General features: G+C 60.8%; 24 protein-coding genes and 1 tRNA gene. 16 read left to right on the forward strand and 9 right to left on the reverse strand.

The genetic code is table 11. The features are described 5' to 3' along the window. Nucleotides 1-4 precede the first annotated feature (4 nt). From CO660_RS10970 to CO660_RS10990, 5 genes are all read left to right on the forward strand, one after another. The gene (locus CO660_RS10970) at nt 5-742 is read left to right on the forward strand and encodes an alanyl-tRNA editing protein (protein WP_085777892.1); all 738 of its coding nucleotides are present in this window, start codon (nt 5-7) and stop codon (nt 740-742) included. Between the two features lie 15 nt (nt 743-757). Further along, nucleotides 758-1627, forward strand: coding sequence for a 3-mercaptopyruvate sulfurtransferase (gene sseA / locus CO660_RS10975; protein ID WP_097598691.1), 870 nt, complete (start codon nt 758-760; stop codon nt 1625-1627). Nucleotides 1628-1632: 5 nt separating this feature from the next. After that, nucleotides 1633-2193 carry a GNAT family N-acetyltransferase gene (locus CO660_RS10980; protein ID WP_097598692.1) on the forward strand — a complete coding sequence of 187 codons (561 nt, stop codon included), beginning with the start codon at nt 1633-1635 and terminating at the stop codon, nt 2191-2193. Nucleotides 2194-2352: 159 nt separating this feature from the next. Further along, entirely contained in the window at nt 2353-3528 is a 1176-nt protein-coding gene (locus CO660_RS10985) for an MFS transporter (RefSeq protein WP_097598693.1), read from the forward strand. 145 nt (nt 3529-3673) lie between these two features. After that, a complete protein-coding gene (locus CO660_RS10990; RefSeq protein ID WP_097598694.1) occupies nt 3674-4183 on the forward strand; it encodes a DUF1203 domain-containing protein in 510 nt (169 codons plus the stop codon). A gap of 16 nt (nt 4184-4199) precedes the next feature. On the opposite strand, the gene ald is transcribed toward CO660_RS10990, so the two are convergent. Further along, nucleotides 4200-5318, reverse strand: coding sequence for an alanine dehydrogenase (ald, locus tag CO660_RS10995; protein ID WP_097598695.1), 1119 nt, complete (start codon nt 5316-5318; stop codon nt 4200-4202). A gap of 156 nt (nt 5319-5474) precedes the next feature. Here ald and CO660_RS11000 point away from each other — a divergent pair, with 156 nt between their 5' ends. From CO660_RS11000 to CO660_RS11020, 4 genes are all read left to right on the forward strand, one after another. After that, nucleotides 5475-5936, forward strand: coding sequence for an Lrp/AsnC family transcriptional regulator (locus CO660_RS11000; RefSeq protein ID WP_097598696.1), 462 nt, complete (start codon nt 5475-5477; stop codon nt 5934-5936). Between the two features lie 72 nt (nt 5937-6008). Beyond that, on the forward strand, nt 6009-6905 hold the full coding sequence (locus CO660_RS11005) for a DMT family transporter (RefSeq protein ID WP_097598697.1): 897 nt from the start codon (nt 6009-6011) through the stop codon (nt 6903-6905). A gap of 172 nt (nt 6906-7077) precedes the next feature. Next, a complete protein-coding gene (locus CO660_RS11010) occupies nt 7078-7473 on the forward strand; it encodes a PilZ domain-containing protein (protein ID WP_097598698.1) in 396 nt (131 codons plus the stop codon). 371 nt (nt 7474-7844) lie between these two features. Further along, a complete protein-coding gene (locus CO660_RS11020; RefSeq protein ID WP_097598700.1) occupies nt 7845-9833 on the forward strand; it encodes a bifunctional 2',3'-cyclic-nucleotide 2'-phosphodiesterase/3'-nucleotidase in 1989 nt (662 codons plus the stop codon). 38 nt (nt 9834-9871) lie between these two features. Here the strand turns inward: CO660_RS11020 and CO660_RS11025 are convergent, their stop codons facing one another. Beyond that, the gene (locus tag CO660_RS11025; protein ID WP_085780045.1) at nt 9872-10840 is read right to left on the reverse strand and encodes a LysR family transcriptional regulator; all 969 of its coding nucleotides are present in this window, start codon (nt 10838-10840) and stop codon (nt 9872-9874) included. Between the two features lie 139 nt (nt 10841-10979). Here CO660_RS11025 and CO660_RS11030 point away from each other — a divergent pair, with 139 nt between their 5' ends. Next, on the forward strand, nt 10980-11594 hold the full coding sequence (locus CO660_RS11030) for an FMN-dependent NADH-azoreductase (protein ID WP_097598701.1): 615 nt from the start codon (nt 10980-10982) through the stop codon (nt 11592-11594). A 48-nt stretch (nt 11595-11642) separates the two neighbouring features. On the opposite strand, the gene CO660_RS11035 is transcribed toward CO660_RS11030, so the two are convergent. Next, the gene (locus CO660_RS11035) at nt 11643-12218 is read right to left on the reverse strand and encodes a TetR/AcrR family transcriptional regulator (protein ID WP_097598702.1); all 576 of its coding nucleotides are present in this window, start codon (nt 12216-12218) and stop codon (nt 11643-11645) included. 105 nt (nt 12219-12323) lie between these two features. On the opposite strand from CO660_RS11035, the gene CO660_RS11040 reads away from it, so the two are divergent. Then, nucleotides 12324-13100, forward strand: a complete 777-nt coding sequence (locus CO660_RS11040) for an SDR family oxidoreductase (RefSeq protein ID WP_097598703.1) — start codon at nt 12324-12326, stop codon at nt 13098-13100. A gap of 226 nt (nt 13101-13326) precedes the next feature. On the opposite strand, the gene CO660_RS11045 is transcribed toward CO660_RS11040, so the two are convergent. The 3 genes from CO660_RS11045 to ilvA form a co-directional block, all read right to left on the reverse strand. Further along, a complete protein-coding gene (locus CO660_RS11045; protein ID WP_097598704.1) occupies nt 13327-14595 on the reverse strand; it encodes a GGDEF domain-containing protein in 1269 nt (422 codons plus the stop codon). Between the two features lie 243 nt (nt 14596-14838). Further along, the gene (locus CO660_RS11050) at nt 14839-15165 is read right to left on the reverse strand and encodes an HlyU family transcriptional regulator (RefSeq protein ID WP_097598705.1); all 327 of its coding nucleotides are present in this window, start codon (nt 15163-15165) and stop codon (nt 14839-14841) included. A 37-nt stretch (nt 15166-15202) separates the two neighbouring features. After that, nucleotides 15203-16453: a threonine ammonia-lyase gene (gene ilvA / locus CO660_RS11055; protein ID WP_097598706.1), complete on the reverse strand. Its 1251-nt coding sequence runs from the start codon at nt 16451-16453 to the stop codon at nt 15203-15205. 178 nt (nt 16454-16631) lie between these two features. Between ilvA and CO660_RS11060 the strand changes: the two genes are divergently transcribed. After that, nucleotides 16632-17006, forward strand: a complete 375-nt coding sequence (locus tag CO660_RS11060; protein ID WP_085777879.1) for a VanZ family protein — start codon at nt 16632-16634, stop codon at nt 17004-17006. Nucleotides 17007-17401: 395 nt separating this feature from the next. Here the strand turns inward: CO660_RS11060 and CO660_RS11065 are convergent. Together CO660_RS11065 and wrbA are read right to left on the reverse strand one after the other, a co-directional pair. Next, nucleotides 17402-17487, reverse strand: a tRNA-Leu gene (locus CO660_RS11065). Between the two features lie 213 nt (nt 17488-17700). Beyond that, nucleotides 17701-18297: an NAD(P)H:quinone oxidoreductase type IV gene (gene wrbA, locus CO660_RS11070; protein ID WP_097598707.1), complete on the reverse strand. Its 597-nt coding sequence runs from the start codon at nt 18295-18297 to the stop codon at nt 17701-17703. A gap of 278 nt (nt 18298-18575) precedes the next feature. Here wrbA and CO660_RS11075 point away from each other — a divergent pair, with 278 nt between their 5' ends. The 3 genes from CO660_RS11075 (at nt 18576) to gpt (ending at nt 20984) form a co-directional block, all read left to right on the forward strand. Then, nucleotides 18576-19352, forward strand: a complete 777-nt coding sequence (locus CO660_RS11075) for a competence/damage-inducible protein A (protein WP_085777877.1) — start codon at nt 18576-18578, stop codon at nt 19350-19352. Nucleotides 19353-19446: 94 nt separating this feature from the next. Beyond that, entirely contained in the window at nt 19447-20289 is an 843-nt protein-coding gene (locus tag CO660_RS11080; protein ID WP_097598708.1) for a universal stress protein, read from the forward strand. A 194-nt stretch (nt 20290-20483) separates the two neighbouring features. Continuing rightward, nucleotides 20484-20984: a xanthine phosphoribosyltransferase gene (gene gpt / locus CO660_RS11085; protein ID WP_097598709.1), complete on the forward strand. Its 501-nt coding sequence runs from the start codon at nt 20484-20486 to the stop codon at nt 20982-20984. A 231-nt stretch (nt 20985-21215) separates the two neighbouring features. On the opposite strand, the gene CO660_RS33270 is transcribed toward gpt, so the two are convergent. Further along, entirely contained in the window at nt 21216-21494 is a 279-nt protein-coding gene (locus tag CO660_RS33270; RefSeq protein WP_176536268.1) for a hypothetical protein, read from the reverse strand. A gap of 114 nt (nt 21495-21608) precedes the next feature. Between CO660_RS33270 and CO660_RS11090 the strand changes: the two genes are divergently transcribed. Then, the gene (locus CO660_RS11090; protein WP_097598710.1) at nt 21609-25421 is read left to right on the forward strand and encodes a vitamin B12-dependent ribonucleotide reductase; all 3813 of its coding nucleotides are present in this window, start codon (nt 21609-21611) and stop codon (nt 25419-25421) included. The last annotated feature ends 232 nt before the right edge of the window (nt 25422-25653 follow it).

Raw genomic sequence — 25653 nt, forward strand, 5'->3', positions numbered from 1 at the left:
CCTCATGCCCGTCAATGCCCTCTATCGCGACGACTTCTATCTCTCGACATGCGAGGCGGTCGTCACTGCCGTTCACGACGACGGGGGCATCGAGCTCAACCAGACCTGCTTTTATGCCACATCGGGTGGCCAGCCCGGTGACACTGGCCAGCTTGAACGCGCCGACGGAACCAAGATCGCACTGGGCCAGACAAAACACGGCGCCGGCAAGGATGTCATCATCCACGTGCCGCTCGAAAACGAGCCGCGGCCGGAGGTCGGCGAGACGCTGGTGCTGCATGTCGATTGGCCGCGCCGCTACCGGCTGATGCGCATGCACACGGCCTGCCACCTGCTGTCGGTCATCTGCTCCTATCCGATCACCGGAGCCGCCGTCGGCGAGGAAGAAAGCCGCGTCGACTTCGACATGAGCGAGACGATCGACAAGGACGAGGTCACGGCCAAGCTGATGGAACTGGTCGGCCAGAACCACCCGGTCTATCTGCAATGGATCACCGATGACGAGCTGGCGGCCAATCCGGACATCGTCAAGTCGAAGAACGTGCGCCCGCCGGTGGGGCTTGGTCGGGTCAGCCTCGTCTGTATCGGCGAGAACTCCTCGATTGACAGCCAGCCCTGCGGCGGCACACATGTCTCGGAGACGCAGGAAATCGGTCAGATCCACATCGCCAAGATCGAAAAGAAGGGCAAGGAGAACCGGCGCTTCCGCATCCGCTTCGGCACGCCCGGCGTAGAAGCCTGATAAGGGGAGACCATAATGACTGAGAGCAAGAGCCGTTTCGTTGTCTCGGCCGAATGGCTGCAAGCCGAGCTCGGCAAGCCGGATCTGCGCGTGCTGGACGCCTCCTTCTACCTGCCGGCGCAAAAACGCGACGCCGATGCCGAATATGCCGCCGGCCATATTCCCGGGGCCATCCGCTTCGATCAGGACAAGATCGCCGACCACTCGACGGCGCTGCCGCATACGATACCCTCGCCCGATTATTTCGCCGCCGAAGTCGGCAAGCTCGGCATCAGCGAGAATCATCGCATCGTCGTCTATGACGGTATCGGCGTGTTTGCCTCGCCCCGCGTCTGGTGGCTGTTCCGGGTGATGGGGGCAAAGAACGTCTTCGTCCTCGACGGAGGTCTCGACGGCTGGAAGGCTGAGGGCCGTCCGCTCGAAACAGCGGCCCCCAACTATGCCCCGGCGACGTTTACGCCTGACTTCGATGAGAGCCGCGTCGTCACGCTGGACAGCATGCGCGACATCGTCTCGAGCGGCGCGATGCAGATTGCCGACGCCCGTAGCGCCGGCCGCTTCGCCGCTACCGAACCCGAGCCGCGTGCCGGCATGCGGTCCGGCCATATGCCCGGCGCCCGAAGCCTGCCCTCCGGCGTCTTCGCCAACCAGGGCCGGTTCAAATCGCTGCCCGAACTCAGGCAGACCATCGAAGAGGCCGGAATCGATCTCTCCAAACCGGTCGTCACCTCCTGCGGCTCAGGGATCACGGCCGCGATCATCACCCTGGCGCTGGAATCCCTCGGCCATCACGACAACAAGCTTTACGACGGCTCATGGAGCGAATGGGGCAGTCGTGACGATACGCCTGTCGTCACCGGTCCGCCGACGCCGGTCAAAGCCTGACCGCCATGGCAAAGACGCCCGTTTCGCTCAAAGCTCATATCACCCGTCTCGAAATGACGGCGGCGCCCAAGGCCAGCATGCCGGTGCCCGTCAATATCCAGACTGCGATCATGCGTGCGCCAGGCATACCGCTGCCCTTTTACCGCTATCTCTATCGACAGGTGGGCGCGCGCTGGCAGTGGGTGGACCGGCTGCGCCTGAGCGACGAGCAACTGGCAGAAACGCTGAACGACAAGCGCAACAATATCAGCGTCCTCTACGTGAACGGCGCACCGGCCGGCTTCTACGAATATTTCTGCGCGGACGAGGAGACGATTGAACTCAGCCATTTCGGCCTGATCGAACATGCGCTCGGGCTCGGCATCGGCAAATGGTTTCTGCTGCAGGCGCTCTATGCCATCTGGGCGCTCGATCCGAAGCGCGTCACCACGACCACCAACAATCTCGACCATCCGCGCGCGCTGCAGCTCTATCAGATGTACGGTTTCTCCCCTGTCTCGACGGGCACCGGCATTGTGCGGCCGCTGAGTGACAAGGAGCTCCTGGAAATTGCGCGGAAAAGCTGAGGCTGTTGCTGACGGGGTTTATGCTGACATTAGTTGTCAGCAGCGGTGTAGATAATCTGGAAACCGCCGGTTTCTGAACCGAGCCATCTTACCCGGAAAGCTTCACTATGCTGGCGCTCGCTGGGCTTCAGTCCATATTCCATCGGAGCAGGTCCTGAGATGAAGCCGCACCACCGTATTTTCTTCATCCAGTTTGCCGTCGCCCTTTCCGTGGGGGCTTTTCTTTCGCGCCTGCCTGATCTCCAGCGCAAATTCGGCCTCACCGAGGGCGAGCTCGGGCTTTTGCTCGCCATCATGTCCTTGGGGGTTCTCTGCGGGCTGACATTTTCGGTGAGGATCATTGAGAGGCTTGGTGCGCGCACCACAGCTTTCGTCACGGTGTTCGGTGCATCCCTGTTCCTATCGATAATCACCTGGATGCCTTCAGCTCTCCCGGCGATGCCATTCTTCTTCATCTCCGGTCTATTCACCGGCGCATTCGAGATCAACGCCAATATCGAAACCGACCGTCACGAGGCCCTGCTTGGATATCGCATTATGAGCCGCGCGCACGGCATGTGGAGCCTCGGCTTTTGCATGACAGCCCTTGTCGCCGCCGGCATGCGACAGGCCGGCATCTCCATCGAACTGCACATCTTCCTCGTCCTCCTGACCGTCCTCATTTCAGGCTCGATCGTCTTCTCGAAGATCGAGACTGCACCTCCGCGGCAGGACGCGCACTCCGGAGAAATCCCTCTCATCGCTTTTCCGACTATCGGGCTGCTACCCCTTTGCGTGATAGGCGCAGCACCGCTCTTGGCTGAAGGCGCGAGCGTCGATTGGTCAGCAATCTATATGCGTGACGTCTTTGCGGCCGAACCGTTCGTCGGCGGCCTCAGCGTGACGATATTCTCCTTCTGCATCGCCACCGGACGGCTTGCAATGGATCCTGTGATCGACCGTTTCAATCCACAACCGGTCGCAATAGTCCTTCTCGCAATCGTCGTCGCCGGGCTTCTACTGGTCGCGACGGCAGCACACCCCGTCATAGCGCTGGTAGGCTTCGGCCTGACCGGTATCGGCTGCTCGTCGGTCTATCCGCTTGCCATCTCGGCTGCGGCCCGCCGTGCGGACCGACCGGCTCCGGTCAACGTCGCAGCACTTGGGCAGACGACCTTCCTCGTGTTTTTTGCCGGCCCGCCCCTGCTTGGTTTCATTGCCGAATATGTCGGTATCCGCTTTTCCTATTGGGCGGTGGTCCCCGTTATCGTCGCCGCTCTCTCGATGACCAAGGCGCTTGCAGCAGCTCCCATGCTGGCCATAGGAGCGCAGCGATCTGTGCGGTCCCAAGGCTGACGCGGCTGGCTTCAGCGCGCTGCGCCAGCAGCGCAAGATCGACTTCGACCAAGGCATTCTGCTTTCACCATGCAGCGTCGCAAGAAACGGGTGGCTTCCACGATGACGCGGGTGCATTTCGTGGCGATCACAGAGGAGATTTACCATGAACGCCATTCGCTTTATTGCCATGCCGACCGCTGATGCCGAAGCCCTCTGGAATGGTGGCCGCGACGCCTATGACAACCCGCCCGAGACGATGATATCAGACGGTGACGGCAATCCTTGCCGCCATTGCCTGCAGAATATCGAAGAGGGCGAGGAGATGCTGGTTTTCGCCTACCGGCCCTTCCCGAAGCTGCAGCCCTATGCCGAAACCGGGCCCATTTTCCTCCACAAACAGCCCTGCCGGCGTTACGCCGCCGAAGAGATTCTGCCGCTGGTGCTGACGACGAGCCGCGACTTCATCGTCCGCGGCTACAATGAGAACAACCGCATCGTGTACGGTACCGGCGCGGTGACCCTGGTCAGCGAAATTGCGGCCTATGGCGAAAAGCTGCTGGCACGAGCTGACATCGCCTACGTGCATGTGCGTTCGGCGCGCAACAATTGCTTCCAGTGTCGGATCGACAAGGCAAAGGCGCCGGCCCTGGCAGAGACCGGCGCCCTCACCTGACCGTGGGTCAAGCAGCTTACGCTACGTTGAGCACGCTCTCCGGCGCGAAGGCCTCATAACCGAGCGCCTCGGCGACCGGCTTGTTGGTGATACGACCCTTGTGCACGTTGAGGCCGTTCCTCAAGTGCTTGTCCTCGGCGATGGCGCGCAGGCCGCGGTCGGCAAGTGCAAGCCCATGAACCAGCGTGGCGTTGTTCAGCGCATGCGCCGACGTGACCGGTACTGCACCGGGCATGTTGGCGACGCAATAATGCACCACGCCCTCGACCTCATAAGTCGGGTCGGAATGCGTCGTCGCATGCGAGGTTTCGAAGCAGCCGCCCTGGTCGATGGCGACGTCGACGATGACGGCGCCCTTCTTCATGCCGGACAGCATCTCGCGGGTAACGAGCTTCGGAGCGGCAGCACCCGGGATCAACACGGCACCGATGATGAGATCGGCCGAGAAGACCTCCTCCTCCAGCGCCTGGATGCTGGAATAACGGGTGTGGACACGGCCAGCGAAGATGTCGTCGAGCTGACGCAGGCGCGGCAGGGATTTGTCGAGAATGCTGACATCGGCGCCGAGGCCGGCGGCCATTCTGGCGGCATGCAGGCCGACGACGCCGCCGCCGATGACGGCGACCTTGGCCGGCAGCACGCCGGGCACGCCGCCGAGCAGGACACCGAGACCGCCATTGGCCTTCTGCAGGGCAGTCGCCCCGGCCTGAATGGACAGGCGCCCGGCGACCTCGGACATCGGCGCCAGCAGCGGCAGGCCGCCGCGCTCGTCGGTCACGGTCTCATAGGCGATTGCGGTGACGCCGGAGGCGAGAAGACCCTTGGTCTGATCGGGATCGGGCGCTAGATGCAGATAGGTGTAGAGCAGCTGACCATCGCGAAGCTGGGCCCATTCGGAAGGCTGCGGCTCCTTGACTTTGACGATCATGTCGCACTTTTCGAAAATATCCTTGGCGGAGGCGGCGATCTTCGCGCCAGCCGCGGCATAGGCGGCATCATCGGCGCCGATGCCGGCTCCCGCCTTGGTCTCTACCCAGACCTCGTGGCCGTGCGCCACATATTCGCGCACCGAAGCAGGCGTCAGCCCGACGCGATATTCATGATTCTTGATTTCCTTCGGGCAACCGACACGCATTTCGCGTTCCTCTCCTTTTGTCTCCGCGGTCGCGGATCTCCTCTGCGACCAATCCAACCACCAAGGCTGCGAAATGTCCTTGCAAAGACGGTTTGCGCAAACGCGATTTTTCGGTGATTATTGCGTCTCTGCCCTCTCTCTTCGAAGGTTCTTCGAATGGCCGATCTCGATACCATCGATCTTGCGATTCTGAAGGTTTTGCAGGCCAATGCCCGCATCACCAATGCCGAGCTCGCCGAAAGGATCGGGCTTTCCCCTTCGGCCTGTTCGCGCCGGCTCGACATTCTTGAAAGGAGCGGCGTCATCGACGGCTACCATGCGCGGCTTTCGCACAAGGCGCTCGACTACAAGATGATCGCCATCGTGCATATTTCCCTCTCGGGCCAGTTCGCCAAGACGCTGGCGGAGTTCGAGTCGGCGGTGAAGCTGTGCCCGAACGTGCTCGTCTGCTACCTGATGTCGGGCGAATATGACTACATCCTCAGGGTCGCCGCCCGCGATCTCGAAGACTATGAGCGTATCCATCGCGACTGGCTGTCGGCCCTTCCCCATGTGGTCAAGATCAATTCGAGTTTCGCGCTTAGAGAAATCATCGACAGGCCGAATGTGGGGCTTTGAGGCCTTGCTTATTTTCAGAATGCCTGACCAGACTTTCGGCGCGCGCGGGCGTCTCCCGCTTATTGGCATGTCATGAAATCGAAGACCCACGGTTACATTTTCGCCCTGCTGGCGCTGACCATCTTTTCGCTGCAGGACGCCATCTCCAAACACCTGGCATCCGCCTATCCGCCGATCTTCGTGACGATGATCCGCTACTGGGCCTTCGGGCTTTTCACAATCATTCTCGCTTCGAAGATGCACGGCGGTCTCAAGGCGACGGCTCGCACCAAACGCCCCGCCCTGCAGGTGGCCCGCGGCCTGCTGCTTGCGGTTCAGGTGGTTCTGGCCATCACCTGTTTTGCCGTGATCGGCCTTGCCCGTTCACAGGCGATCTTTTCCGCGACGCCGATCCTGATTGCGCTGCTGGCGATGCCGATCCTCGGCGAGCGGGTCGGGTGGCGCCGATGGGCGGCAATCGGCGCCGGGCTTTTTGGAGTGCTGCTGATCCTGAAGCCGGAAGGCGATTTCTTCGACGTAAAGCTGCTTCTCGCCGTCGCCTCCTGCTTCAATTTCGCCTTTTACGTCATCGCTACACGGCTCGTCAGCCGAGACGATTCTTCGACGACCAGCTTCTTCTATACCGGTGTCGTCGGCGCCGTTGCGATGACGCTGATCGGGCCGTTCTACTGGAGCTGGATGTCATCCGGCGACTGGGGCTGGATGGCGCTCGTCTGCATGACCAGCATTTCCAGCCATTATTTCCTCATCCGCGCCTACGATAGTCTCGATGCCGCCGCCGTCCAGCCGCTGACCTATCTGTCGCTTGTCTACGCTTCGATCATCGGCGTGACGATCTATGGCGAAACGCTGAGCCTCAACACGATCGTCGGCTCGGCGATCGTGGTCGCCGCCGGCATCTTCACGGTCTGGCGCGAACATGTTGTGGGACGCAGGGCTGCCAAAGCCAGCGGCGTCGCATTTGATTGAGTGTCGACCTGCGTTAGCCCGTTTTACACAGATTGGCTTCCAGAATCGCTGCACGCATCTCCGTGACATGCAGTAACCCTAACTGACAGTTTCACTGCAATTTTAGCCAAGCCACTAAAACCATTTCAATTTTCGGGCGCTATGCTCTCCGACTGTATCCAAGGGAGACAGTATGACCCGCAACTTGAAAATCACGGCAAGAAAGGCCGACCGGCAAAACTGCCGTGTCTTCGGCAGCGTCAAATATCTGAACAGCCAAGTGGATGTCCGCATTCTCAACCTGTCGGTGACCGGCGCCGCCCTGGAGACGAAGACGCCGCTCCATGCCGCTTCCGGCAGCAAGGTGCGCATCGAAGCCGAAAATCTCGGACTGCTCGAAGGGATCATCCGCTGGAAGCACAATGGCCGCATCGGCGTGCAGTTCGATGTGAATTCGAATGCGCGGGCACAGGTCGCCTCCTATTTCCGCTTTTTCCATAAGGAAATACGGCCTGTGCTGGCGGTTCGTCAGCTGAGAGCCGCGACCGGCGGCGACCGCCCACCTCAGCCGTCGACGCTGAAAGCGTAAGGCCGCACCGCTATTACGCCGAGGAGCGGCTGAGATCGGTCAGGAGCTGCGGTTGGTGCTGGTGCCGCCCGCAGGCGATGGAGATTGAGGATCTGCCGCCGCCAGCGACTTTCCGTATCGCCGCCGTAAACGTCTCCGCGTTGTCGTCCGCACTGGACGCGTTGCCTCCGAAATCTTTGTCCTTTGCAATCACGACCCTGCTCGCGCCCCCTTCCCAAGGGATACCGCCTCAGACTACAAGTTGCGTTTCAAAACCATTGCGCCTTTGCCACTGATTGTTTGCCGTCCTGTCATTTTCGCAGTGTACTCCTCGCCAAATCGTCCTAATTCTGAGGAGCCGGACGATGCACGATCTTTGAAGGAGAGCTTCCATGTCTTCCATTTTCGACGTTGGCTTGATGAGCCGCCGTTCCTTGCTTGGCGGCATTGCCGCCACCTCCGCCCTCGTGCTGCTGCACCCTTTCAGCGCGCGCGCCAGCGCCAACCAGGCGCATCTCCGGCTGATGGAAACGACGGACATTCACGTCAACGTCTTCCCCTATGACTATTATGCCGACAAGCCGAACGACACGATGGGTCTGGCGCGCACCGGAACGATCATCGACGCGATCCGCGCCGAGGCCGTCAACTCGCTGCTGGTCGACAATGGCGACGTACTCCAGGGCAATCCGATGGGCGACTATATGGCCTATCAGCACGGTATGAAGGACGGCGACGTCCATCCCGTGATCAAGGCGATGAACACGCTCGGCTATACCGTCGGCACGCTCGGAAATCACGAGTTCAACTACGGCCTCGACTTCATGTTCAAGGTGCTGTCGGGCGCCAACTTCCCCTTCGTCTGCGCCAACCTGACCAAAGGTCAGCTCGCCTCGGACCCGAAGCAGGACGACCTTTTCTTCAAACCCTACGTCGTCGTGGAAAAGCAGATCAAGGACGGCGCCGGCAAGGAGAGCCCGGTCAAGATCGGCTTCATCGGCTTCGTGCCGCCGCAGATCATGCTCTGGGATATCAAGAACCTCGAGGGTAAGGCGCAGACGCGCGACATCGTCGAGGCCGCCAAAGCCTGGGTCCCGGCGATGAAGGAGGCAGGCGCCGATATCGTCATCGCACTCTCCCACTCCGGCATCGACGGAGCCGCGCCGTCCGAAAAAATGGAAAACGCGTCGCTGCATCTGGCCGCAGTCGAGGGGATTGACGCGATCTTCACCGGTCACCAGCATCTCGTCTTCCCCGGTCCGAAGAACTGGGACGGCATCGCCAATGCCGACCCGGTCAAGGGCACACTGCATGGCAAGCCCGCCGTGATGGCAGGCTTCTGGGGCTCGCATCTCGGCCTTATCGACCTGCTCTTGGAAAAGGACGGCAACAGCTGGAAGATCGTCGATTTCACCTCGGAAGCCCGGCCGATCTATCATCGCGACGACAAGAAGAAAGTAGTCGCCGATTACGCCGACAAGAAAGAGGTGGTCGAGGCCGCCAAATCAGAGCATGAGGCGACGCTCGCCTATGTCCGCACGCCCGTCGGCAAGACCTCCGCGCCGCTCTATTCCTATTTCGCGCTCGTCGCCGACGATCCTTCCGTCCAGGTCGTCAGCCAGGCTCAGACCTGGTACATCAAGCAGATGCTCGCCGACACCGAATTCAAGGATCTGCCGGTGCTTTCGGCTGCGGCTCCCTTCAAGGCCGGCGGTCGCGGCGGCGCGGATTATTATACCGACGTTCCGGCCGGCGATATCGCCATCAAGAACGTCGCCGACCTCTACCTCTATCCGAACACGGTGCAGGCTGTCGCCATCACCGGCGCGCAAGTGAAGAACTGGCTCGAAATGTCGGCCGGCATGTTCAATCACATCGAAGCCGGATCGAAGGATGCGCCGCTGCTCAACAACGACTTCCCATCCTATAATTTCGATGTCATCGACGGGGTGACCTATCAGATCGACCTTTCGCAGCCGCCGAGATATGATTCCTCCGGCAAGGCCATCAATCCGGATGCCAACCGCATCCAGAATCTCGCCTTCGACGGCAAGCCGATCGATCCGGCTCAGCAGTTCGTCGTCGTCACCAACAATTACCGCGCCGGCGGCGGCGGCAGTTTCCCAGAGATTGCAGCGGATAAGGTGATCTTCCAGGCGCCTGATACCAATCGCGACGTCATCGTCCGTTATGTTCACGACCAAGGCACGATCAATCCGTCGGCCGATGCGAACTGGACCTTCAAGCCGCTGCCGGGCACGACCGTTACCTTCGACAGCGGCCCGAAGGCAAAACAGTTCCTCGCTGCAGTCAAGAGCGTCAAGATCGAGGAAGCCGGCGACGGTGCCGACGGCTTCTCGAAGTTCCGGCTGGTCCTTTAAGCGGAGACAGACAGCGAAGGCGCGGCCGCGCGCCTTCGTCATTCGGCCGCAAGCGGCGAGACGGTGTCGCGCAATTCCGCCATCTGGGCGTGGAAATCGGCTTGGTTGGGGCAGAAGGAAAGCCGGGTGCGGAACGCCTCGATCATCCAGGCGGCGGCAGGTCCGGGCGGGTTCGCGAGCTGGCGCATCGAATAGATGGCATACTCGCCCTGCTCATAGGCATCCAGATCGAGATGGACGAGCGCGCCGCTCCGCAAGTCGTCATGCAAGATCGAAGCCGGAAGACCGCCCCAGCCCAGCCCGGCCTTGATAAGCTGATGTTTCGTCGCGATATCACTGACACGCCAGGTCTTGTAGGACAGGACGTTGAAATCCCGCCCCTTCGTGCGGCCTGAGGCGTCGCTAACGACGAGTTGCACTTCCTCGCGCACGTCGCCGAGTGTCAAGGGCCGGCTGATTTGGGCAAGCGGATGGTTGGGCGCGGCAACGGGCAACATGAAGGAGTGGCCGATTCGCTCGGTGATGAGCGAATCATCTTGCTTGAGGACAGCGCCGCCGATGCCGATCGTCACCTTGCCCGTTAATATGAGATCCATGACCATTCCGAGCTCGCCGACGTTGAGGTTCAATGAAACGGTCGGAAACCTCTCGCGGAATTCGTGCAGCACGTCCACCACGGCCCGCGAGGGCACCATGACGCTGATGGCTACGGAAACTTCCGCTTCGAGACCTTCCCTCAGGCTTTTGACACGAGCCCGCATGACCTGCAGGTCACCCAGAATGCGGCGGGCATCCTCGAGCATCGCCTTGCCCGCCTCGGTCAGCTTCGGCTGGCGCGCGCCGGAACGCTCAAAAAGCGGCATTTCGAGCTGCGCCTCCAGGTTGGCGATCGTATAGCTGATAACCGATTGCGCCCGGTTCAGTGCCCGCGAAGCGGCCGAAAAGCTGCCGGTTTCGGCAACGGTCAAAAACACCTGCAATTGATCCAGGGTGGGGTTCGGAAGCATCTTCCATCCATTCCATCGATAGTTTCGATCGACATTATCTCCGTTTTTTCGATAGCAGGCCAGACTTATTTTCCTGTTCGACACCGCGGCTCATCTCCCAGCAACGAGCCGTTCCGTTCAATTCGAAAGGAAATGATCCATGTCGTCCATTCTTCTTCTGACGTCCAGCCCGCGTGCCGAATCGCTCTCGACCCCGATCGCCGCCGATCTCGCCGAGAAGCTGAAAAACCAGAAGCCGGGCAGCGTCGTCGTCCGCCGCGACCTTGCCGCCGCGCCGCTGCCGCATATCGACGACCTCTTCACCGGCGCGATCCGCAAGCCGGCGGAAGCCCGCACCGCCGAAGAGATCGCAGCCATCAAGACCTCCGACGAACTGGTCGCCGAACTGTTTGCCGCCGACACGATCGTCATCAGCACCGGCCTGATCAACTTCAACATCTATTCGTCGCTGAAGACGTGGATCGACAATGTCGCCCGCGCCGGCGTGACCTTCAAGTACACGGAAAGCGGCCCGGTCGGCCTCGTAACCGGCAAGAAGGTTTATGTGGTGCTTGCTTCCGGCGGCGTCTACTCGCAGGGACCGGCTGCTCCCCTGAACCATGCCGTGCCTTACCTGAAATCGGTTCTCGGCTTCCTCGGCATCACCGATATCGAGACCATCTATGTCGAAGGCCTTGCTTTCGGCCCGGAAGCCGCCGAAAAGGCCATTGGCGCCGCCAAGTCGCGCGTCGAGGAAATCGCACTCGCAGCCTGATCGGCTTCCGAATCCTCCATTGAACGGCCGGCACCTGCTGGCCGTTCGTCATTTGCCGATATCGGCGACGAAATCCCGGATCGCCTCCAGGATTTCGCCCGAAAGAGCCTCATCCGAGGAAACCCTGGCAAGGCCGACGCCGCCTGCCATCATGGCGAAAGCCATGATTGCCTTTCGCCGTCTTTCCCCTTCATTTGCTCCCGTGGCCTTGCCGGCCAAAGCCTGGAAATTGCGTTCGAGCCGCTCCGTGGCAATGCGCCGCGCCTTCTCGCTGCTGCGCGCGATATCGGAGGTCAGCGCGGCGAAAGGGCAGCCTTCGCCAGGATTGTCGCGATGATAGGCGCTGACATAGCGATCGGCGACATCGGCAGCCGTCATCTTCGCGGGGTCCACACCCTCTGCTTCCAGCCTGCGCCCCCATGAATCGAAAGCGGATTCGATCGCTTCGGCGACGAGATCGTCACGGGAGGCGAAGTGCTTGTAGAAGCCGCCGACGGTCAGCCCGGCCTCCTTCATCAGGTCGGCGACGCCGATGCCTTGCAACCCCTCTTCGCGCAACCGCTTTGACGCAGTCTCGACGATTTTCTCGTGGGTCTTCAGTTTTTCCAGCTGCGAACGGCCCATCGGACTCTCCCGTATTGCCTCTTGACTCATGTGGATTTCAATCATAATCCTTATAGATAACGATCATAATCCAGATCGTTGTCATTTCCAAGAGGAGCATGAATCATGCGTCTAAGAAACAAGGTCGCCCTGATCACCGGCGGAAACAGCGGTATCGGTCTTGCGACTGCCAAAGTCTTCATCGACGAGGGTGCCAAGGTGGTGATCACCGGCCGCAACCCGGAAACGCTTGCCGCCGCCGAAAAGGCGCTTGGGGCCGGTGTGCTGGCGCTGAAGGTCGATGTCACCGATGCCGTCGCCATCGAGAAGGCTTTTGCGGAAGCGGCCGCGAAGGTCGGTAAGTTCGACATCGTCTTCGCCAACGCCGGCATCGGCGGCGCAACACCGCTCGGTGACACATCGCCGGAGCAGTTCAATCGGATCATCAACACCAACCTGACCGCGGTGTTCTTCACCGTGCAAGCGGCCCTGCCGCATCTCAGCGACGGCAGCTCGGTCATTCTCAACGGTTCGGTGCATGCCGTGCTCGGCGCTCCCGGCTGGTCGGCCTATGCGGCGACCAAGGCTGCGGTGCGCGCCATGACGCGCAATATGGCGTCGGAACTTGCGCCGCGCGGCATCCGCGTCAACCAGGTGACTCCAGGCGGCACGAAGACACCGATCTGGTCGCCGATGGCACCAACGGAAGATGCGATGTCGGCGCTGGAGGCTCGCATGGGCGGCCTGAGCCCGCTCGGCCGCATGAGCGAAGCCGAGGAAATCGCCAAGGCAGCGCTCTATCTCGCCTCGGATGATTCCGCCAACGTCACCGGCATAGAAATCACCGTCGATGGCGGCATGACGAGCGCGCCGTCGGGCGCCAAGATCTTCCGCGCCGCCTGACTGCAGCAGGGGTTGGCAAAACCTGCCCAGCCCCCGCTCCCTGCGCAGCCAGCCTTGCTACGGCTACTTTATCCCAACTCTTACGCATGGCGCGGGTGAGCAATACGAAGTAGGACGATTGCCACATTGAGGGTGGCAAAACCATAGGCTTGAAGGAATCTGTTTCGATTTCTCAACATCCCAAACACCGCAACGCCGCGCTGCGGTGGGTGACGCGACCCGCCGCCTAACTTGATTGCACCATGGCGGAGCGGCCGACGACGCAATTGCGGCCGCTTTTCTTTGCCGCGTAGAGCCTGCCGTCGGCGGCGGTGAGCACCGTCGTAAAGCTGATGCCGTCCTCGTCAGCGGTCGCAACGCCGATGCTGACCGTGACCGGCTTATCGTCCGGTGTTTTGACGCTGGTCTCGATCGTCCAGCGCAGGCGTTCGGCAAGGAGCAACCCTTCCTCATGGCTTGTGCCGGGGCAGACGGCGACGAATTCCTCGCCGCCGAAGCGGAAGATGCGGTCGCTGGACCGCAGCGTCGTGCCGAGACGGGCGGCTATCGCCCTCAGCACCTCATCGCCCTGAAGATGGCCATGACCATCGTTGACATCCTTGAAGTGATCTGCGTCAATAATGAGGACGGTGGCAAGCAGCCCCTGCCTCAAGGCCTCGCGCAGCATCACCGGCGCTTCGAGTTCCATGCGTGTGCGGTCATAAACGCCGGTAAGCATATCGCGGCCGGTGCGCTCCAGAAGGTCATTATAGCGCTCGCGAAAGGTGAGATCACTGAAAACGTCGCTGATGGAGCGTGCGGCGGCGTCAGCGCCAAGGCGGCGGATCCGATATTCATAGACGGCAAACATCGCCCCATAGAGGCCGACGGAGAGCATCTTCGCCTTCCAGCCACCCCAGAATACGGCGACTGGAACATCGAGGAAATAGTGCAGTGCGGCAAAGAAGCCGATCTGGTCGAAAGTCAGCAGCACAAAGCCGGAGATCATGAAACGCAGGACGACACGCCTGCGGAAGAAATCGCCGAGCTTTTCGTAGAGCAGGATGATGCCGAGCGAATCGACATAGAGAAGCGCCGTGCCCCAAATCATCAGCCAGCCCATCTCTTTCAGGAAATCGACGTCGGGCGTGTGGTTCGACGACAGCTGCAGCGGCTGGTGCAGTTGCAGCACCCAGGCGATGCCGACGGTCAGCAGATTGCCGAGAAACAGGCCGTAGATCGGCTGGCGCACCGTAGCGGCATCCTCCCACAGATACAGCATCAGGATCATCATCAGCTTGCCGGAGAAGAAGACGGATGAGCCCGGCGACACATCGCCGAACGGAAGCGAGACGTAAAAGACCGCCGCCAGATAAGTCTCCATGAAATGCATGACGCCGAGCGCCGTCAGAAAGACGCCGAGGCCAAGCCGATGGCGGAAATGCAGAAGCGTCACCATCAGCACGAAATAGGCGATGGCTTCGACGACGAAGAGCGCGAGATTCAGCGCTTCCATGACAACACCTCGGCTTCAGGCCGGTGCCTTCGGCACCCTGCCGGCACGGCGGCGGATCCAATGCTCGAGCGTCTGAAAAAGTGGAACACGATGGCAGCCCTGCAAATCCTGCAGGCAATAGCTTTCACCGCAATCCTTTAAGATTACGTATGCAAACCTGCTTCCTTCTAGAGCGCAAGTCACGGTGTTGAAAAGCAACGGGATTTCCGGGCTGCGGCCGATTCCGATTGATCGGGATCGATTTCAGACCTGACGAACCTTCTCGCCGTCACCGAAGAGCGACGAACCATGCTGATCGATAATCTGCTGCGCCTTGCGAACCGTGCATTCGATCGCATCGTCGAAGGAGGAAAACATATCGGCGCGGATGAAATTGCGCACCAGCACCTCGTCGCCGACCTTCTTTTCGATACGGCCGGCAAGGCGATACTGACTGCCCTCCTTGCGCGGCTCCGCATAGATCGTGCAATCGCCATAAAGCTGCGGCTCGCCGGACGGGGCTGCCGCCTCACCGGCCGGTTTGCCGCCGCCGGAGAACATCGAAAAGAGATTTGAAATGAACGAAGCCATGTCGTGTCTCTAGCACGACGCCCTTCCGATCGCCAAGTCAAATGATCAGGTTCGCGAGGATCTCGTTTTCGGTGATATCCTCGTAACCCATGCCGGAAGCTTCGAAATTTGCAATCAGCCGGGCGAAATTCTCAGGCGCCTTGGTTTCGATGCCGATCAGGATCGAGCCGAAGTTGCGCGCCGATTTTTTCAGATATTCGAAGCGGGCGATATCGTCGTCGGGGCCGAGCAGATTGAGGAAATCCCGGAGCGCTCCCGGACGTTGGGCCAGCCTGAGGATAAAGTATTTCTTCAGCCCTGCGTAACGCATGGCTCTTTCCTTTACGTCAGGCAGGCGCTCGAAATCGAAATTGCCGCCGGAGACGACAGCGACGATGGTCTTGCCGCGGATCGGTTGGGCGTCCATCGCGGCGATTGCCGTCAGCGACAGGGCGCCCGCCGGCTCCAGCACGACGCCCTCGACGTTCAGCATCTCTTGGATGGTGACGCAGATGGCGTTTTCCGGCATCAGCTGCACTTGGCTTGCCGGAAAATCGCGAAGGGCGGCGAAATTCAGGTCGCCGATGCGGGCGACCGCTGCGCCGTCAACGAAATTGTCGACCTTGGCAAGCGTCGTCACCTTGCCTGCCTCGATGCTGCGCCTGAGGCTTGGCGCACCGGCCGGTTCGGCGAAGACGAAGGCCGATTTCGGCACGATGCCCTCGAGATAACCGGTGATGCCGGCGGCCAGTCCACCGCCGCCGACGGGCAGAACCACCATATCGGGCACGGTTCCCTCGGGCAGCTGCTGCATGATCTCGGCAGCGACCGTCGCCTGCCCCTCGATGATATCGGCATGGTCGAAGGGCGGCACCATGACGCCGCCGACCGCCTCGACATGCTCGCGCGCCGCCTGATAGCACTGATCGAAAAAGTCGCCGAACAGCCGGATAGTGATGAATTCAGCGCCGAACATGCGGGTCTTGTCGATTTTCTGCTGCGGCGTCGTCACCGGCATGAAGACGACGCCCGGCACGCCGAAATGACGGCAGACATAGGCAAAGCCTTGGGCGTGGTTGCCGGCCGAGGCACAGACGAAGGTCTTGCCGGCCGCCCCCTGCCCGATCGCCTTGCGGAAAAAATTGAAGGCGCCGCGGATCTTATAGGAGCGCACCGGCGACAGATCCTCGCGCTTCAGCCAAATATCGGCACCGTAGCGGGCCGAGAGATGGTCATTGAGCTGCAGCGGCGTTGCCGGAAAGAGGCTGCGCATTGCCTCTTCGGCGCTTTCGACGTCAAGTCTCGTCACGGGCGTGGTCCATTCTCATGATTGGTCACCGCCGCTATGGCACAGACCGGCGGCTAAAGGAAAGGTTCACTGACCGGCCGGCTCAGCCCATAGAGCCTTTCTTAAGCCAATTGCAAAATCGGCGGCAGATGAACTGATTTTAACTGTCAATGGAAAGGCCTGCCACTTATATGGAGCGATGATGATCTTCAAATTCGCAAGACCGCTCGCCTGGCTGCTGCTCGCCCTCATCCTGTTTGTCACGGTTTCGCCGATCGGGCTGAGACCGGATACGGTGACGACGGTCGATGCGGACCGCGGCACCGCCTATGTTCTGCTCGGCCTTGCCTTTGCGCTCGCCTATCCGAAGCAGTGGAAACTGGTGGCCGTGCTGCTGATCATTGGGGCGGTCGCCATCGAATATCTGCAGTATTTCGCGCCGACCCGCCATCCGCGCCTGCATGACGCAGGCATCAAGGCCATGGGCGCTGCCCTCGGCCTCGCTGCCGGCTGGGTGATCAACAGATGGCGCGAGAGCAGAGCTCCAAACAGCCTGCCTTTCACAGAACGCTGACTATTGCGGATCAGAAACCCGGCAAATCCGTTGCCCAGAAAAACAGCGGTATCGCAGCCACAACAGTTGCAAGAACAAATGCGACGCTCGTCCTGAAGATCCGGACGCGCCGAACCCTGGTCCCGCTCCAATCGTAAACCATCGTCTTACTCCCACAAGACAACACTTACTCTACCGCCGCGGCGCAATCCTTGCACCGAAAATGTCATTGTCAAGCAATAACGCGCTCTTACGCGCAAGATACAGGCATATTCCAACAGGATTATAACGATTGTTGCAGCTAACCGGGGCATTATCGAACCGGTCCGCCTTCGTTCCTGACGGAACTACGGCGCGACAGCCTTCGCTTGGCTGCTCTCTTCGGCTCGCCGAGCCGAAGCTCACAGAGCGTAGGCTGGTGCGGGCGACGGGGATCGAACCCGTATAGCCTAAGGCCGAGGGATTTTAAGTCCCTTGCGTCTACCAGTTTCGCCACGCCCGCTTGCGGCGTTTTCAATATCTTGCGTCATGGGCGATGGGAAGAGCCGTGGGGCGTAAAAATAATATTGGCTCTGCCGGCAGCGCCACGGAATGAATGGGCAGGTATTTTAACGCGAAAGTGACTGTCGGCGCCGCTCGTTTCGTCTGGCCCGAGAAACTGAAAAAGGCGCGGCGGGCTCACGCCCATCGCGCCTTCATCATTTACGCATCGAGATCAAGCGAGCTTGGCAGCGAGCCGGGCGACATAGGCGCCCTGGTATTTGGCGCCTTCGAGTTCGATCTCGGAAGGCTGGCGCGAACCGTCGCCGTTGGTGATGGTGGAGGCGCCGTAAGGCGAGCCGCCCTTGACTTCCTCAGTGCCCATCTGGCCCTGGAAAGCGTAAGGCAGACCGGCGACGACCATGCCCTGGTGCAGGAAGGTGGGGATGAAGCCGAGGATGGTCGATTCCTGGCCGCCATGCTGGGTCGCCGAAGAGGTGAAGACCGAACCGATTTTGCCGACGAGCTTGCCGGTGAACCAAAGGCCGCCCGTCTGGTCCCAGAAATTGCGCATCTGCGAGGCGACCGTGCCGAAGCGGGTGCCGGCGCCGACGATGATTGCGTCATAATCCGTCAGTTCATCGACGGTGGCGATCGGCGCGGCCTGGTCGATCTTGTAGTGAGAGGCCTTGGCGACCTCTTCCGGTACCAGTTCCGGGACGCGCTTGACGGTGACGTCGGCACCAGCCGACCTCGCGCCTTCAGCAACGGCATAGGCCATGGTTTCGATATGGCCATAGGCCGAGTAATAAAGAACGAGAACTTTCGCCATCTTCCATTTTCCTTGAAACAGCGGGGAATTTCGTAACCGGCGGATTTCTACCAGCGCCCAGGGCCGAAGGCAGCCCTGCGCGGGAGAACTCAGTGTTCAACGTGCGTAGACGAAAATTCGCTTGCGGTTCTGATTTGGCGCGAAAGTGACGCATCGGCTCGTTCTAAAGAGCATGGTATCGTCCGAAATCGCTCATCCTTTTCGGCATTACGCGCGCGTGTTTGCAAAGCAGCCTGAGGGCGCTACCTATTGACCAGCCTCACATCACGGAACATCCTATGAGCCATGACACCGTCGTCACCGCCGCCATGCTCGCCATCGGCGACGAACTCCTTTCCGGCCGCACCAAGGACAAGAATATCGGCCACCTCGCCGATCTGCTCACCCTGTCAGGCATAGATCTCAAGGAAGTGCGAATCGTCGCCGACGACGAGCAGGCGATCGTCGAGGCGCTGAATGCGCTTCGCGCTCGCTATGACTACGTCTTCACCTCGGGCGGCATCGGGCCGACGCATGACGACATCACCGCCGATGCGATCGCCAAGGCTTTCGGCCTGCCCTGCGAATATGACGAAGCGGCGATGACGCTGCTGGCCGATATGTACCGTCGCCGCGAGATGGAATTCACCGAGGCGCGCCAGCGCATGGCGCGCATGCCGCGGGGTGCCGCTCATATCCCCAATCCGGTGTCGACGGCACCCGGCTTCATCATCGGCAATGTCTATGTCATGGCCGGCGTGCCGCAGGTCTTTCAGGCGATGGTCGACAATGTGCTGCCGACGCTTCGGACCGGCACGCCGGTTCTCTCGCTCGCCATCGCCTGCCCTTATGGCGAAGGAGATATCGGCACGCCCCTTGCCGCGATCCAGAAAGCGCATCCGGATACCAGCATCGGTTCCTACCCGCGTTATATCGGCCAGAAATTCTCGACCGAGATCGTCGTGCGCGGCCGCGCGCAGGCGGCAATCGATGCGGCCGGCGCCGAGGTCCACGCGATGATCGACGCCATCCGCCGGAACAAGGAGATCGCAGAAAACCATTCCGCCGAGGCATGAGAAGCCGGACTTGATCCCCGTCAAGGAAGAACGGGAGAACGGTCTGGTGCATTCCGTCCCTCGCGCACGTCATTTCAGCGCAAGGAGAATTGATATGTCTTACAAAACCATTCTCGCCATTCTCGATACGGCAGACAATAGCGCCGCCGTTGCCGATTTTGCCTTTGCCGTTGCCGCCGAAGGCGGTGCTCACGTGATCGGCCTGCATGCCGAAACCATACCGGCCGTGCCGCTGGTGGCGCCGATGGAAATTCCCGATCCCGTCGCCGTCCAGGCGCTGCAGGATATGGCGCATGGTGAAACGGTCGCCGTGGAACGCATCTTTCGCGCCAAAGCGCAGGCCGCCGACGCCTCCTCGGAATGGCGCAGCTTTGCCACGTCCACCGGCTACGGTTCTGCACCGCTGATCGAAAGCGCCCGCAGCGCCGATCTTCTGATCGCATCGCAGGCCGACCCGGCCAACCCCTCCGACAGCCATGTCGACGTCGACGGCTTCCTCTTCGAAGCCGGCCGGCCGGTGCTGATGATCCCTTGCGTCATCCGCCAGCCGAAGCCGATCAAGCGCGTGCTGATCGCCTGGAACGGCTCGAAGGAGGCGGCGCGCGCGACCTTCGATGCGCTGCCCTTCCTCAAAGCGGCCGAGGAAGTGGAGATTTTTTCGGTCGACCCGGCCGATACCGCTCTGCAGTCGCCGCTCACATCAGGCGCCGAGATCGCCGCCGCACTTGCACGCCATGGCGTGAAGACGACGCTTGCGACGGGCCACAGCGTCGACAGGAATACCTCGCATGTCATCGAAAACCGGCTGTCGGACAGCAGCATCGATCTTCTCGTCATGGGCGCCTATACCCATTCCCGGCTTTGGCAGGCGATCTTCGGCGGCACGACGAAGAGCCTGCTGCAATCAATGACGGCGCTGACCCTGTTGTCGCGATGAGCGGCTCCTCTTGCGTTTTACCGGCAAATCCCGCTAATTGCTGCGACCGATGAAGGCTTCGAGCCCCGGCCACGCCTCGCGCAGCAGCTCGCGATCTCGCGCAGTTCCGGCTGCGCGATTTGCGTTTTGCCGCTGAAGCCGTCCGGTCGCCGGTCAACGGCGTTTCGTCTCTATTCATGCCGCGGAGCAGCCCGATGTCCCTTCCCGATAAAGCCTTTCCCGTTTCCTGGGATCAATTCCACCGCGATGCGCGCGCCCTTGCCTGGCGGCTTGCCGGCCTCGATCAAGCCTTCAAGGCGATCGTCTGCATCACCCGCGGCGGCCTGGTGCCGGCCGCGATCATCTCCCGGGAACTGAACATCCGGCTGATCGAGACAGTCTGCATCGCCTCCTATCATGACTATGTGAATCAGGGCGACATGGTGCTGCTCAAGGGAATTGCGCCCGAGCTTACTGAAAACGGTGGCGAAGGCGTGCTCGTCGTCGACGATCTGACGGATACCGGCAAAACCGCGGCGCAGGTTCGCACCATGCTGCCGAAGGCGCATTTCGCCTGCGTCTACGCCAAGCCGAAGGGTGTGCCGACCGTCGACACATTCATCACCGAGGTCAGCCAGGACACCTGGATCTATTTCCCCTGGGACATGGGCTTCACCTACCAGGAACCGATCGCCAAGGGCGCTGGCGCGCGCTGATCGCCGCAAACCCGAATTGCGCCGCCATCCTCGGCGCACTTTGGACAGCGCTGATTTCCTCAGCGAATCGGCAAGCGCATTTGCACCGGAAATGCCATCACAAGATTTGCCGCAGGACACTTTTTTGCCGCTGCGGCACTTGCCTTAGCCGGCGACGTCCGCAAGTCATTGTATTTTCAGCGCTCCCCGGCTTTCCCCAATCTCCACAGGCGCGTCCACAAGATGTTGTGGTTACCATTCAATTAAAAACCAGCCCTTGACGGAATCAGCGGTTTCAAACTTTACTGTTCCTGATGTTGCGGCGGCGACAGGACCGGAGGTACGAGCCCGGTTCCCTTTGAAAACAAGACGCAGAATCAGGCTGTTGTGCCGGAACCGGCCTAAGCCAGAGAGGATTTCTGCGCGGTTTTCTGCCTCCAAAAAAAGTGACATCGGGGCTGGCGATAATAAGCTGTTAATACTATATTTAGTGTTTGCAGCCACCATCACCACAAGATACAGGAAGGACATCTCCGGATGACACCCCTGTCACGATACGGAAACGAGACTGGCTGCACGATGACAATGTGCCGCCGGATAGGAAATTTGCGCCCTGGGGACGGGCGCCAACGCGAGGTCAAGACTATGCGCATCGAACGTCGTTTCACGAAGGCCGGCCAAGGCGCCTATGCGGATATCGAATTCCGTAAGGCGACGAGCGAGATCAAGAACCCGGATGGGTCAATCGTCTTCCGCCTCGAGAATATCGACGTGCCTGCGCAGTTCTCCCAGGTCGCGACCGACGTTCTGGCGCAGAAGTATTTCCGCAAGGCCGGCGTCCCCACTCGGCTGAAGAAGGTCGAGGAGAATGACGTTCCTTCCTTCCTGTGGCGCTCCGTTCCCGACGATGCGGCGCTGAAGACCCTGCCCAAGGAGGAGCAGACCGGCTCCGAAATCGATGCGCGCCAGGTCTTCGATCGCCTCGCCGGCACCTGGACCTATTGGGGCTGGAAGGGCGGCTATTTCTCTTCGGAAGAAGATGCTGCCGCCTTCAAGGACGAGCTTGCCTATATGCTCGCCACCCAGCGGGTCGCTCCGAACTCGCCTCAGTGGTTCAACACCGGCCTGCACTGGGCCTATGGCATCGACGGCCCCGGCCAGGGCCATTTCTATGTCGACCCCTTCACCGGCAAGCTGACCAAGTCCAAGTCCGCCTACGAACACCCGCAGCCGCATGCCTGCTTCATCCAGTCGGTCGAGGACGATCTCGTCAACGAAGGCGGCATCATGGATCTCTGGGTGCGTGAAGCGCGTCTCTTCAAGTACGGCTCCGGCACCGGCTCCAACTTCTCCATGCTGCGCGGCGAAGGCGAGAAGCTTTCCGGCGGCGGCCGCTCCTCCGGCCTGATGAGCTTCCTGAAGATCGGAGACCGCGCCGCCGGCGCCATCAAATCGGGCGGCACGACCCGCCGCGCCGCCAAGATGGTGGTCGTCGACATCGACCATCCCGATATCGAGGAATACATCAACTGGAAGGTCAAGGAAGAGCAGAAGGTTGCGGCTCTCGTCACCGGCTCCAAAATCGTCGCCAGGCACCTGAAGGCGATCATGAAGGCCTGCTTCAATTGCGAAGGCGACAACGGCGATTGCTTCGACCCGGCCAAGAACCCTGCCCTGAAGCGCGAGATCCGCGCCGCCAAGAAGGATCAGGTTCCGGAGAACTACGTCCAGCGTGTCATCCAGTTCGCCCGCCAGGGCTACAAGGATCTCGAATTCAAGACCTACGACACGGACTGGGATTCGGAAGCCTATCTGACGGTATCGGGCCAGAACTCCAACAACTCCGTCTCGATCAAGGACGACTTCCTGCGCGCCGTCGAGAACGACGGCGAATGGAAGCTGACCGCCCGCAAGGACGGCAAGGTCATGAAGACGCTGAAGGCGCGCGACCTCTGGGAAACGATTTCCTATGCCGCCTGGGCTTCGGCCGATCCGGGCATCCATTTCAACACGACAATGAACGACTGGCACACCTCGCCGGCCGGCGGCCCGATCCGCGGCTCGAACCCGTGCTCGGAATACATGTTCCTCGACGACACGGCCTGCAACCTCGCTTCGCTGAACCTCTTGCAGTTCAAGGACAAGGCCACCAAGCGCATCAATATCGGCGACTACGAACATGCCGTTCGCCTGTGGACCGTCGTGCTCGAAATCTCGGTGATGATGGCGCAGTTCCCGTCGAAGCGCATTGCCGAACTCTCCTACGAATACCGCACGCTCGGCCTCGGCTACGCCAATATCGGCGGCCTGCTGATGTCGTCGGGCATCCCCTACGACTCCGCTGAGGCCCGCGCCATCGCCGGTTCGCTGACGGCGATCATGACCGGCGTCTGCTATGCGACCTCGGCTGAAATGGCCGGCGAGCTCGGCCCGTTCCCGAATTTCGCGCCGAACCGCGAGAGCATGCTCAGGGTCATCCGCAACCATCGCCGCGCCGCTTACGGCGAAACCTCCGGCTATGAGGCGCTGTCGATCGATCCGGTCGCGCTGATCCATTCGGAAAACCCCGACCAGGATCTCGCCGCCCATGCCAAATCGGCCTGGGACAAGGCGCTCGAACTCGGCGAAAAGCACGGCTACCGCAATGCCCAGGTTTCGGTCATCGCCCCCACGGGCACGATCGGCCTCGTCATGGATTGCGACACGACGGGCATCGAGCCTGACTTCGCCCTCGTCAAGTTCAAGAAGCTCGCCGGCGGCGGCTACTTCAAGATCATCAACCGCGCCGTGCCGGAAGCGCTGCGCACGCTCGGCTATTCGGAAAGCCAGATCGCCGAGATCGAAGCCTATGCAGTCGGCCACGGCAACCTGAACCAGGCGCCGGCGATCAACCCGTCGACGCTGAAGGCCAAGGGCTTCACCGACGAGAAGGTGGAAGCCGTCAACGCCGCGCTGAAGAGCGCCTTCGACATCAAGTTCGTCTTCAATCAGTGGACGCTCGGCGCCGACTTCCTGAAGGACACGCTGAAGGTTTCCGACGAGCAGCTCGCCGACATGAGCTTCAACCTGCTCGACCATATGGGCTTCTCGAAGAAGGACATCGAAGCCGCCAACATCCATGTCTGTGGTGCGATGACGCTGGAAGGCGCGCCCTTTCTCAAGGCCGAGCATCTGCCGGTCTTCGATTGCGCCAATCCCTGCGGCAAGATCGGCAAGCGTTACCTCTCCGTGGAAAGCCATATCCGCATGATGGCGGCTGCCCAGCCCTTCATCTCGGGCGCGATTTCCAAGACGATCAATATGCCGAACGAGGCAACCGTCGAGGATTGCAAGAACGCCTATATGCTCTCTTGGAAGCTCGGTCTGAAGGCCAATGCCCTCTACCGTGACGGCTCCAAGCTGTCGCAGCCGCTCAATGCCTCGCTGATCGAGGATGAAAACGACGAGGATGCGCTGGAGGAGCTGCTGCAGGCGCCGGTCGCCGCCCAGGCCGTTACCGTCACCGAGAAGATCATCGAACGGGTGATCGAGCGTGTTTCGCGCGAACGCGAGAAGCTGCCGAACCGCCGCCAGGGCTATACCCAGAAGGCCACCGTGGGCGGACACAAGGTCTATCTCAGAACCGGCGAATTCGGCGACGGCCGCCTCGGCGAGATCTTCATCGACATGCACAAGGAAGGGGCTGCCTTCCGTGCGATGATGAACAATTTCGCCATCGCCATCTCGCTCGGCCTGCAATATGGCGTGCCGCTCGAGGAATATGTCGAGGCCTTCACCTTCACCAAGTTCGAGCCGGCCGGCATGGTCATCGGTAACGATGCCATCAAGAACGCCACCTCGATCCTCGACTACGTCTTCCGCGAGCTGGCCGTCTCCTATCTCGGCCGTCATGACCTCGCGCATGTCGATACGTCGGATTTCTCGAACACGGCGCTCGGCAAGGGCATTCAGGAAGGCAAGACCAACCTGCTCTCCACCGGCTGGACCCGCGGCTACAAGCCGACGCTGGTGCCCGGCACCGGCGGCGAACGGCAGGTCGGCGAACCCAAGGGTGCGGCCACCGCAGCCCCTGCCCGCGCCGCCTCCACCGGCACGGTAACAGCATTTGCAGGTGCCGCTGCCCGCAAGCTGGAACCGACGGTTGCCGTCTCCACCTCCGAGATCGTCGCCTTCAAGCGCGATTACGAGGAGCGCGCCAAGGAATTGGCCGAGGAGATTGCCGAAGAGGTGCTCGAGGAAATCGCCAGCGACGCCACCGCCCTCTTCTCCGACAAGGCGGCAGCCGACGCCGCAACGGCGAAGACTGAAGCCAAGAAGATGGAAGCCGAACGCCGCCAGCGCTCGATCATGCAGGGGTATACGGGCAACATGTGCTCGGAGTGCCAGAACTTCACGATGGTCCGGAACGGCACTTGCGAGAAGTGCGACACGTGTGGTGCAACGAGCGGATGCAGCTGAGCAGGATTGCGGTTCTTCAGTGTTTTGAGGAATAGACTTCAAGTCTGGTCAAAAGCGTTGGCCATTTCCGACACAAGAAATGGCCAACCCGATACAGGAGGCCGTCCGGGCACTAACAAGTGCCCGGAGAATGCTCTGAGGAGAGAAACAATCGCAAGAGTAGCGAAACGCCCAGTCCGCGGGATGCTCAAGTTCGTAAACGTAAGACGAGACAACTGGACCTGCCAGTGAC

The organism is Rhizobium sp. L9 (assembly GCF_002531885.1).
In the GTDB taxonomy this organism is placed as follows: domain Bacteria; phylum Pseudomonadota; class Alphaproteobacteria; order Rhizobiales; family Rhizobiaceae; genus Rhizobium.

Coding starts and splice junctions, on each gene's coding strand:
- CO660_RS10970 (WP_085777892.1), top strand. CDS start 5: ATGCCCGTCAATGCCCTCTATCGCGACGACTTCTATCTCTCGACATGC.
- sseA (WP_097598691.1), top strand. CDS start 758: ATGACTGAGAGCAAGAGCCGTTTCGTTGTCTCGGCCGAATGGCTGCAA.
- CO660_RS10980 (WP_097598692.1), top strand. CDS start 1,633: ATGGCAAAGACGCCCGTTTCGCTCAAAGCTCATATCACCCGTCTCGAA.
- CO660_RS10985 (WP_097598693.1), top strand. CDS start 2,353: ATGAAGCCGCACCACCGTATTTTCTTCATCCAGTTTGCCGTCGCCCTT.
- CO660_RS10990 (WP_097598694.1), top strand. CDS start 3,674: ATGAACGCCATTCGCTTTATTGCCATGCCGACCGCTGATGCCGAAGCC.
- ald (WP_097598695.1), bottom strand. CDS start 5,318: ATGCGTGTCGGTTGCCCGAAGGAAATCAAGAATCATGAATATCGCGTC.
- CO660_RS11000 (WP_097598696.1), top strand. CDS start 5,475: ATGGCCGATCTCGATACCATCGATCTTGCGATTCTGAAGGTTTTGCAG.
- CO660_RS11005 (WP_097598697.1), top strand. CDS start 6,009: ATGAAATCGAAGACCCACGGTTACATTTTCGCCCTGCTGGCGCTGACC.
- CO660_RS11010 (WP_097598698.1), top strand. CDS start 7,078: ATGACCCGCAACTTGAAAATCACGGCAAGAAAGGCCGACCGGCAAAAC.
- CO660_RS11020 (WP_097598700.1), top strand. CDS start 7,845: ATGTCTTCCATTTTCGACGTTGGCTTGATGAGCCGCCGTTCCTTGCTT.
- CO660_RS11025 (WP_085780045.1), bottom strand. CDS start 10,840: ATGCTTCCGAACCCCACCCTGGATCAATTGCAGGTGTTTTTGACCGTT.
- CO660_RS11030 (WP_097598701.1), top strand. CDS start 10,980: ATGTCGTCCATTCTTCTTCTGACGTCCAGCCCGCGTGCCGAATCGCTC.
- CO660_RS11035 (WP_097598702.1), bottom strand. CDS start 12,218: ATGGGCCGTTCGCAGCTGGAAAAACTGAAGACCCACGAGAAAATCGTC.
- CO660_RS11040 (WP_097598703.1), top strand. CDS start 12,324: ATGCGTCTAAGAAACAAGGTCGCCCTGATCACCGGCGGAAACAGCGGT.
- CO660_RS11045 (WP_097598704.1), bottom strand. CDS start 14,595: ATGGAAGCGCTGAATCTCGCGCTCTTCGTCGTCGAAGCCATCGCCTAT.
- CO660_RS11050 (WP_097598705.1), bottom strand. CDS start 15,165: ATGGCTTCGTTCATTTCAAATCTCTTTTCGATGTTCTCCGGCGGCGGC.
- CO660_RS11060 (WP_085777879.1), top strand. CDS start 16,632: ATGATGATCTTCAAATTCGCAAGACCGCTCGCCTGGCTGCTGCTCGCC.
- wrbA (WP_097598707.1), bottom strand. CDS start 18,297: ATGGCGAAAGTTCTCGTTCTTTATTACTCGGCCTATGGCCATATCGAA.
- CO660_RS11075 (WP_085777877.1), top strand. CDS start 18,576: ATGAGCCATGACACCGTCGTCACCGCCGCCATGCTCGCCATCGGCGAC.
- CO660_RS11080 (WP_097598708.1), top strand. CDS start 19,447: ATGTCTTACAAAACCATTCTCGCCATTCTCGATACGGCAGACAATAGC.
- gpt (WP_097598709.1), top strand. CDS start 20,484: ATGTCCCTTCCCGATAAAGCCTTTCCCGTTTCCTGGGATCAATTCCAC.
- CO660_RS33270 (WP_176536268.1), bottom strand. CDS start 21,494: ATGTCCTTCCTGTATCTTGTGGTGATGGTGGCTGCAAACACTAAATAT.
- CO660_RS11090 (WP_097598710.1), top strand. CDS start 21,609: ATGCGCATCGAACGTCGTTTCACGAAGGCCGGCCAAGGCGCCTATGCG.